The organism is Allostigmatella hybrida (assembly GCF_020103775.1).
Classification (GTDB): Bacteria; Myxococcota; Myxococcia; order Myxococcales; family Myxococcaceae; genus Hyalangium; species Hyalangium aurantiaca.
Window position 1 is genome coordinate 1 of the sequence record NZ_JAHXBH010000069.1, and the last position, 1,579, is coordinate 1,579.

The window sequence follows — 1,579 nt, forward strand, 5'->3', positions numbered from 1 at the left end:
GTAACCGTTCACCGCCTCAGGCAGCATTCGCGAGCAGAGGCGTGTCCACAATGGGCAGCAGCGAGGGCGTCGGCAGATCTCGTCGGTGAGCGTGCAGCGTATCCGTCAGGAAGCTCAGCACGCCGCGCCGTTGAAGTTTGAGCGAGGTGACCGCCGTGAGGATGCGCTCCACGAAACGGCTGCCCTGAGGGCCTTGCGTCCCGAAAGAAGTCTTCCTGTACATGACGGCGTGACGCAGGCACCTCTCGCCGAAGTTGTTCGTCGGTTCCAGGCCCGGCACGTCGACAAACGTCCACAGGCACTTCTCCCACTGGAGAATCTCCCGCGCCATCCCGGCCGTCTTCTTCTCCGCGCGCAGCGCCGCACGGCGCAGCAGTCGCCCCACCTCGCGCTCCACTTCAGGCATTCTCTTTTCGAACTCGTAGCGAGACAGGGTTCCATCGCGCACGCGGTGGTACCAGGTGAAGAAGAGATTTCTCTGGCGCATCAGCTTCTTGCCCAAGCGGCCGCCCCGGCCGCCCCGGTCGATGAAGCCCTGGAAGTCTCGGGTGAGGTGGGCCCAGCACACTTGCCGCAGTCCCGCGTCGTACCACGCGTAGCCGCTCCACCTGTCGGTGACGAGGAAGCCTGTGAAGTCCTCCCCCAGCAGGGCACGCGCCACCTTGCCACCTCGACTTGGGGCGATATGGAAGAGGGCTACCCGCGCGGTAGTTACCATCCACAGCCAGGCGCGCTTGCCCCGGCCGCCCTCGCGCCCCTCCACCCATCCGGTTTCATCCGCATGCACGGTGGTGGCTGACTGCACGTACTGGGCGGCTTGAGCCACCGCAGGCACCAGCGCGTCGGCCATCTCCTCTTCGAGGTTGACCACACTGCCCACACACAATTCGACACCCAGCATGTCCGACAGCGCGTCCTTCACCAGCCGTTTGGACAGCCGGTACTTGCCCACCAAGAGGCTGGCCAGGGCACCCAACCTGTCCCCGAAGGCGCTGCGCGCGTGCTCAGGTACAGGCTGTCGCGTCACCGTGCCGCACGCGCTGCACTCCAACGCGTGGCTCCGGTACTCCGTGATAATGGCCGATAGAGGCGGCACCTCCACGACTTGATGGCGCTGCGGCTCAGCGTCCCGGCCTACCAACCGTCGCCGACAGCTCTTGCATTGCTTGGGCACCAGCTCGACGAAGTGCTGCACAGCCTCGGGCGGCAACAGAGCTCGCTCATGCTTCTTATGTCCGGGCTGGCCGCCAGGGCGCTTCCCCGTGAGCTTCTTGCCGGGGCGCGGGCTGCCAGGCGCATCGGACGAGGGCGGGCGCGCGGAATTGCTGGAGTTCTGGGCCAGCCGCTGCTCCAACTCCGCCACCCGTTGGGTGAGCGCACCCACCAGCGCCATCAATTGCGCAATGCGTTCGTCCCTCTGCGCCAGCTGCGCTTCCAGCTCCGCGATTCGGACATCTTTGGCATCGACCGGGCTCACCTCACAGGTAGTACCTTCCTCGGCCTACCCTGTCGATAGATTCCTCTGCCCTCTGTCCGCTCCTGCTCGCCCCTCAGACAGCCCTGTCCGGTGAACGGTTAC

1 protein-coding gene is annotated in these 1,579 nt (G+C 65.6%); it reads right to left on the bottom strand.

Going from position 1 to position 1,579, the window contains the following annotated elements; all coding sequences use genetic code 11:
• Positions 1 to 16: 16 nt before the first annotated feature.
• The gene (tnpC, locus tag KY661_RS37040; protein ID WP_225414673.1) at positions 17 to 1,477 is read right to left on the bottom strand and encodes an IS66 family transposase; all 1,461 of its coding nucleotides are present in this window, start codon (positions 1,475 to 1,477) and stop codon (positions 17 to 19) included.
• Positions 1,478 to 1,579: the final 102 nt, after the last annotated feature.